This is a genomic window from Pseudomonas sp. R5(2019), from assembly GCF_009905435.1.
Lineage (GTDB): Bacteria > Pseudomonadota > Gammaproteobacteria > Pseudomonadales > Pseudomonadaceae > Aquipseudomonas.
Genome location: NZ_JAAAMT010000065.1, coordinates 20,273 through 27,285 on the forward strand (window position 1 = coordinate 20,273; position 7,013 = coordinate 27,285).

The 7,013-nt window shown below is 65.0% G+C and carries 8 protein-coding genes; 1 reads left to right on the forward strand and 7 read right to left on the reverse strand.

Going from position 1 to position 7,013, the window contains the following annotated elements; genetic code table 11:
• Nucleotides 1–4: 4 nt before the first annotated feature.
• From GUY40_RS25870 to GUY40_RS25895, 6 genes are read right to left on the reverse strand one after another with little or no spacing between them, the layout of a single operon-like run.
• The gene (locus GUY40_RS25870; protein WP_166571748.1) at nt 5–1,174 is read right to left on the reverse strand and encodes an acyl-CoA dehydrogenase family protein; all 1,170 of its coding nucleotides are present in this window, start codon (nt 1,172–1,174) and stop codon (nt 5–7) included.
• A gap of 10 nt (nt 1,175–1,184) precedes the next feature.
• On the reverse strand, nt 1,185–2,363 hold the full coding sequence (locus GUY40_RS25875) for a lipid-transfer protein (protein ID WP_166571749.1): 1,179 nt from the start codon (nt 2,361–2,363) through the stop codon (nt 1,185–1,187).
• Between the two features lie 19 nt (nt 2,364–2,382).
• Complete coding sequence (locus GUY40_RS25880) at nt 2,383–2,802, reverse strand: MaoC family dehydratase (protein ID WP_166571750.1); 420 nt, start codon at nt 2,800–2,802, stop codon at nt 2,383–2,385.
• Entirely contained in the window at nt 2,771–3,892 is a 1,122-nt protein-coding gene (locus tag GUY40_RS25885; protein ID WP_166571751.1) for an acyl-CoA dehydrogenase family protein, read from the reverse strand. The genes GUY40_RS25880 and GUY40_RS25885 overlap by 32 nt, the downstream gene beginning before the upstream one ends.
• A gap of 9 nt (nt 3,893–3,901) precedes the next feature.
• Nucleotides 3,902–4,864, reverse strand: a complete 963-nt coding sequence (locus GUY40_RS25890; protein ID WP_178117978.1) for an OB-fold domain-containing protein — start codon at nt 4,862–4,864, stop codon at nt 3,902–3,904.
• 48 nt (nt 4,865–4,912) lie between these two features.
• A complete protein-coding gene (locus GUY40_RS25895) occupies nt 4,913–5,698 on the reverse strand; it encodes an SDR family oxidoreductase (protein WP_166571752.1) in 786 nt (261 codons plus the stop codon).
• Nucleotides 5,699–5,834: 136 nt separating this feature from the next.
• Here GUY40_RS25895 and GUY40_RS25900 point away from each other — a divergent pair, with 136 nt between their 5' ends.
• Complete coding sequence (locus GUY40_RS25900; protein WP_371924967.1) at nt 5,835–6,614, forward strand: enoyl-CoA hydratase; 780 nt, start codon at nt 5,835–5,837, stop codon at nt 6,612–6,614.
• On the opposite strand, the gene GUY40_RS28495 is transcribed toward GUY40_RS25900, so the two are convergent.
• Complete coding sequence (locus GUY40_RS28495) at nt 6,611–6,733, reverse strand: hypothetical protein (protein WP_256675873.1); 123 nt, start codon at nt 6,731–6,733, stop codon at nt 6,611–6,613. The genes GUY40_RS25900 and GUY40_RS28495 overlap by 4 nt on opposite strands.
• Between the last annotated feature and the right edge of the window lie 280 nt (nt 6,734–7,013).

Genomic DNA, 7,013 nt, shown 5'->3' on the forward strand with positions numbered 1-7,013 from the left:
TCCCCTAGCGCGAGGTGCGCGGCAGACCCAGACCGAACTGGGCGATCAATTCACGCTGGATTTCGTTGGTGCCACCGCCAAAGGTCGAGGTCACCGCCGCGCGTATTTCGTACTCCAGTTCTCCGTGCAAAAACGCGGCAGCGGAGCCAGCGCGGACCAGGCCGCCGGCGCCCACCACTTCGCTGAGGTTGCGCAGAATCTCGATCACCGACTCAGAGCCGTAGACCTTGGTGATCGACGCCAGCGCAATGTCCATGCGGCCCTGCTCCAGGTCCGCGGCAATCCGGAAGTTGATCAGGCGCATGGCCTCAAGGCGCGCATAGCACTCGGCGAGCAGGCTGCGTACCCATGGCTTGTCCACCGCCCGCTGGCCGTGGGCGTCCGCTGCTTTAGCCCACAGGTAGACTCGCCGAAACAGGCCCACCACTTTGTCGGCCCAGGCGCCAAGGCCGAGGCGTTCGTGGTTCAGCTGCGAGGTCACCAGCGCCCAGCCCTTGTGCAGTTCGCCCACCAACAGGCTCGATGGCACCTCGACGTTGTCGTAATAGGTGGCGGCGGTCGGGTTGCTGCAGGTCGGGATCACCGTGTGGGCAAAGCCTTCGCTGCGGGTGTCGACGATCAGGATCGAGATCCCTTTGTGTCGGGCCTCGGCCGGGTTGGTGCGGGCGGCCAGCCAGATGAAGTCGGCCGACTCCGCGCCGGAGGTCCAGAGCTTGTTGCCATTGACGATAAAACGATCGCCCTCCTGGCGCGCCGAGGTCTTGAGGGTGGCCAGGTCACTGCCGGCACCCGGCTCCGAATAGCCGATGGAGAAGTGAATCTCGCCCGCCGCGATGCCCGGCAAGAAGCGCGCTTTCTGCGCCTCGTTGCCATGGGCCATGAGCGCCGGGCCGACGGTGCTGATCGTCACAAAAGGCAACGGCGCACCGGCGATATTGGCCTCTTCGAAAAAGATCAGTTGCTCGGTCGCGGCATAACCCTGGCCGCCGTATTCTTTCGGCCAACCCACTGCCAGCCAGCCGTCGCGGCCGATCTGGCGGACCACCTCGCGGTAGGTATCACCGCCCTCCTGGCCGCGCAATTCAAGGCGCAGCTCGGGGGTCATCAGCTCGCTGAAGTAGTCCCGCACCCGTAGGCGCAGCGCCTGTTGTTCCTTGCTCAGATCAACGAACATCGCAACCTCCTCAAAGCGCGCCCAGGATCAGGCCGCTGGTCGGCACGCCGGTACCGGCGGTGACCAGCACGTTTTCCACATCCGCCACCTGGTTGACCGCGCTGCCACGCACCTGGCGCACACCCTCGGCGACGCCGTTCATGCCGTGGATATAGGCCTCACCCAGCTGCCCGCCATGGGTGTTGATCGGCAGCCGGCCGCCACGGGCATGTTCACCTGCGCGGATAAAGTCCTTGGCCTGGCCCGTCTCGCAGAAGCCGAACGCCTCCAGCTGCGGCAGCACAAAGGGGGTGAAATGGTCGTAGATCACCGCGGTCTGGATCGCCTCCGGGCCCAGGCCCGACTGGCGATAGACTTCTTTGGCGACCACGCTCATCTCCGGCAGGCCAGTGATCTCGGGGCGGTAGTAGGAGGTCATCACTTGCTGGCCGCTGGAGATCCCCTGCGAAGCGCCCTTGATCACCACCGGCTTGTTCGGCAGGTCGCGGGCCCGCTCGACCGAGGTAATCACCATTGCCACGGCGCCATCGGATTCCTGGCAGCAGTCGAGCAGGTGCAACGGCTCGCAGATCCAGCGCGAGTTCTGGTGGTCTTCCAGGCTGATCGGCTTGCCGTAGAAAAAGGCAGCCGGGTTGCTGGCGGCAAAATCGCGCGCTGCCACGGCGACACGACCGAAGTCTTCACTGGTGGCGCCATAGGTGTGCATGTAGCGCTGGGCAAACATGCCGACCCAGGCTGCCGGGGTGTGAAAGCCGTGGGGCATGTACCAGCCGTAGTTGACGTTCTCGAAGATCGGCGTCGAGGCAAAGCCGTACGTACCGGTGCCGAAGCGGTACCAGGAGCGCTCGTTCATGGCCCGGTAGACCACCACGGTTTTCGCCACGCCAGTGGCCACCGCCATGGCCGCGTGCATGATCGGCCCGCACGCGGCGCCGCCGCCATGGGGTACCTGCGAGAAGAAGTTGACGTTCTTGCAACCCAGCAGCCGGGCGATTTCGTATTCGGGTACCTTGTCGACCGAGTAGGAGCTGAAGCCGTCGACTTCGCTGGGGTCGATACCGGCGTCACGCAGGGCCGCCAGGGTCGCTTCCATGGCCAGGCGCAATTCGGTGCGGCCGGAGTTCTTGGAAAACTCGGTGGCCCCGAGCCCGACGATCGCCGCCTGGCCCGATAGGGATGGTTGACTCATGAAGACTGCCTCCGCTTGCTCAGTGCAGGACCAGGTTGACCGTACCGGTCACGTGGTTGCCCATGGAATTTGTGCCTTTGAGGCTTAGGGTCACGCGCTTGGCGCTTTCATCCATCTCACTGACCTGGGCGCTGAAGGTCATGCTGTCGCCCGGGTAGTTGGGCGCCCCGAGCTTGATGCGCAGATCGTTGAGCGCGGCCAGCGGCCCCGCCCACTCCTGCACATAGCGCTGCACCAGGCCGGTGGTGGTGAGGATGTTCATGAAGATGTGCGGTGAGCCGAGTGCCTGCGCCGCTTCCTTGTCGTGGTGGCCGGGGAAGTAGTCGCGAGTGGCGATGGCGCCACCGTTGATCAGCGTCACCGTGATTGGCACCACCAGCTCTGGCAGCGCCTGGCCCAGGCTCACATCAGCAAAGGCCAGCGTTTTCTTCGAGGTCATATTTCCATCCCAGATTGTCGTGGTGGGCCAGCCAGTCGCCCAGGCGTTCGAGGCTGGCAGCGCTGCCGCCCAGGGTCAGCCCCAGGTCGCGGCTCCAGTAGAGGTAGCGGTGAATCGGGTAGGTCAGGTCGACGCCAATGCCGCCGTGCACGTGCTGCGCCTTGTGCCCGACCCGGTGGCCGGTGTCGCAGCTCAGGTAACGGGTCGCCAGCGCTTCGGACTGGCAGCCCAGGCCGGCGTCGAGCCGGTAGCAAAGCTGGTAGAGCGACGAGCGCAATGCCTCGACCGCGATGCGGCAGTCGGCCAGGGTCATTTGCACCGCCTGGAAGCTGCCGATGGCGCGGTCGAATTGGCGACGCTCGCTGACGTATTCCACGGTGCGACGCAACTGCGCTTCGCTGATGCCCAGCTGCAGGGCGGCCACGGCGGCAATCGCGCGCGGCTCCAGCCATTCCAGCGCCGCTTGCGGCAACACGGCATCGGCGTTCAGGCGCAGGCCGCTGCAGTCGACATCCGCCACGGCCAGGCCGTGGGTAGCCACCGCCGGGATCAGGCTCACGCCGCTGGCCGCCGGGTCGATCAGCACCAGCCGGGGGCCGTCGCTGCTGTTGGTGAACACCAACAGCGCCCGGGCCTGGGCGGCCAGCGCCACGGCACCGGCATGGCCATCCAGCCGCCAGCCTTCGCCGTCGGCGCTCAACGTCAGGCCGCTGTCACGGTCAAGCGACAGGCCCAGCAGCGCTTCGCCAGCGGCGCCCTGCGCCAGCAAGCTGGCGTGGGTGTGGGCACCGAAACGCTGCAGCGTCAGGCAGGCCAGTTGCTGCTGCCACAACGGCACCAGCGCGAGCGCCCCGCCCTGGGCCTGCAACACACACATCAGATCGGTCATGCCCAACCCGCTGCCGCCCTGCGCCTCGTCGATGGCCAACGCGTGCAGGCCAGTCTCGATACAGGCCTGCCAAAGGTCCTGCATGAACGGCTGGCCGCTCAGGTCGAACGCCCGCAAGGCATCGTCGTTGCAGTAATCGCGAAACAGACCCTCAGCCATCTCGGCGATGGCACGCTGGTCGTCACTCAAGGAAAAATCCATGACGCCTCCTCAGGCACCCAGCGGGCGAAATTGCGGCAGGGTTTGCTGATCGTCGAAGCGCTGGAATTCCACCTGTACGCGCTGGCCGATCTGCCACTTGCCAGGTTCGCCCCCGACCAGCCCGGCAATCATCCGCACACCTTCGTCCAGCTCGATCAGGCCGATGGGGTTGGGGTGATCGAACGGCGCCACTTCGGGGTAATGCATCACCACGAAGGAATACAGTTGGCCGCTACCCTTCGCTTGCACGGTGTCCCAGTCGAAGGAGTGGCACTCGATACACACCGGTGCCGGCGGATGGCGCAGGGTCTGGCAGGCGGTGCAACGCTGGATCAGCAACTGGCCAGCCTCGCAGCCTTCCCAGAAGAATCGGGTGTCGTCACTGACGCCCGGCAGGGGGCGCTTGGCGGTGGGCTTTTCGGCAGGTACGGAGCGTTCGGCAGGCTTGAACTTGAAGACCCGGAACAGCTGCTCGCCGACTTTCTCGTCGGTGCCGCCAGCGGTGGCTTCGACGAAGTAATCCATCACCAGGGTGAAGAAAAACCCCGTGCCCAGGCCCGTGGTTTTTTCATCGGAAATGGCATCGACCCGACTGGTGTAATACAGCCGCTCGCCGACCGTGACCGGCCGCACAAAGCTCAAATCGGAGTTCACCGCCACCACCGCGGGGTAGCCATACGACTCGATGATCTTCAGGGTTTCGAAACTGTTTTCATCGGTGGAACCGGGGGCGTAGTTTTCGTTGTCCAGCCCGCCCATGCACCAGACCTGCAACATGCCGGGCGGTGCGATCACGTCGGGGTAACCGGCATCGCGGGCAAAGCCCGGGTCGGTATACAGCGGGTTGTCGATGCCCATCTGTTCGCACCACTGACGGATCATCGGCGCGTTCACGGCATCCCAGGCGTAGACGCGGCCGTATTGGCGCCCGAGCATGGCCCGCACTTTTTCAATCAATTCTGGATCAGCCAAGTTCGTCTCCTGATTAAGTAGAGAGCGGCGGCGCCGCCCGATGGGGGTTCAGGCGCTGTGCGCGGTGGCGGCGCCCAGGAACGCCGGCTTTTCGCCGCCGCCGTGCAGCAGCAGATTGCTGCCGCTCAAGTAATCTGCCAGCGGCGAGGCCACATACAGGCAAGCACTGGCAATATCGCCCGGCTCGCCCAGGCGGCCGGCCGGAATGGTCGAACCGACCGCCGCGATGCCGGCCTCGTCGCCGTAATGCAGGTGCGACTGTTCGGTGCGAATCAGCCCGGGGCTGACCGCCACAACCCGCACCTTCGGCGCCCACTCCACGGCCAGCGAACTGACCAGCGCCAGCACCCCGGCCTTGGCGGCGCCATAAGCGGCGGTGCCGGGCGATGGCCGCAGGGCGCTGATGCTGCCGATAAACACGATGACCCCGCCGCTGGCCTGCTGCTGCATCAGCCGGTTGGCATGCTGGGCCACGTTCAAGGGCGCGATCAGGTTGAGTTTGATGATGCCTTCGCTAAAGCGTGGCGAGACGCTGGCAGCCTCCACCGCCGGGCTGCCGCCAGCGTTATTGACCAGCACGTCGAGGTGCCCGAAACGGCTTTCGATCTCGGCGAACAGGGCCGTCAGCGAGTCGTTGTCACGTACGTCGGCGGCGATGAAATGTGCCTGCTGGTCATTGGCCTGCGGCAGTTGCTCCGGCGCCTGCCGGCCGCACACCACGACCTGGGCACCGGCCTCCAGAAAGCCCTGGGCGATACCGGCGCCGATGCCCTTGGTGCCCCCGGTGACCAGCACGGTCTTGCCGCTGAAATCCAGCCTGTTGCACTCACTCATCGCACGCTCCTCCTGCAGTGTCGTGCTCCCACTCTAGGGGCTCGCCACGCAGGGCTCGTCGTCTGAACGGACGATGAGTTACAGCCCCCTGCCACCAACAATCGCTACAATCAACCAGCCTGCGGAGCCCCTGCCCATGAGCACCAGCCAAACCGTCGTCCTCGACCTGCCCGCCCCGGGCGTCGCCCGCCTGACCCTCAACCGCCCTACCGTCTCCAATGCTCTGAGCCTGGAGCTGCAATCCGCGTTATCGGCGCACTTTCGCGAGCTGGCTGACGACCCAGAAGTACGCTGCATTCTGTTGACCGGTGGGCCCGAAGTATTTGCAGCGGGTGGCGACATCACCAGCATGGCGGGCGTGGGGCCGATCGATATCTACCAGCGCCATACCGAACGCGTCTGGGCGCCGATCCAGCGTTGCCCAAAGCCTGTGATCGCGGCGGTGTGCGGCTATGCCTATGGCGGTGGTTGTGAGCTGGCGATGCACGCCGACATCATTATTGCCGGAGAAGGTGCACGCTTCTGCCAACCGGAAATCCGCATCGGCATCATGCCCGGCATCGGCGGCACCCAACGGCTGGTGCGTGCGGTGGGCAAGGCCAAGGCCATGCAAATGGCCCTGACCGGGCGGCCGATCAGCGCCCATGAAGCGTGGGTGTCGGGGCTGGTGAGTGAGGTGGTGGCGGATGAGCAAGTGCAGGCGGTGGCACTGGAGCAGGCCACCCATATTGCAGCCATGCCGCCGTTGGCCGCTGAGCAGATCAAGGAAGTGATCCTGGCGGGGATGGATGCTTCGCTGGAGGCGGGGCTGGCGCTGGAGCGCAAGGCCAACGCCCTGCTGTTTGCCTCCCTTGATCAGAAGGAAGGCATGCAGGCGTTTATTGAGAAGCGCAAGGCAGTGTTTGAAGGGCGTTAGCGCCAGAACAGCTGCTGGGCAGACACCAGCGGCTGACCTTCAGCCTGCGTCCCACGCACATGCGAGAGCGAATGCTGCACCTGCACCATCCAGGTCAATGCCAGGCACAGACCCAGCACCGCTAACATCCACCTGATTGTTTTTCTTGTTTTCATGGTGATACCCATCTTCGAAGGCCACCGGGGGGTTGTGTGCACAGGCTACAAGCAGTGGCAGCGGACGACCTCATCCAAATGGACTAGATGCAAACCCTGAAGGCTCACACCATCAGATGTAGGAGCGGACCTGGCCGCGATGGGCCGCGCAGCGGCCCCGGAGGCCAGTCATATCTGTGATGTAGCTTGCGGTTGTGGTGGTTATGGAATCGCCGGGGCCGCTGCGCAGCCCATCGCGGCCAGG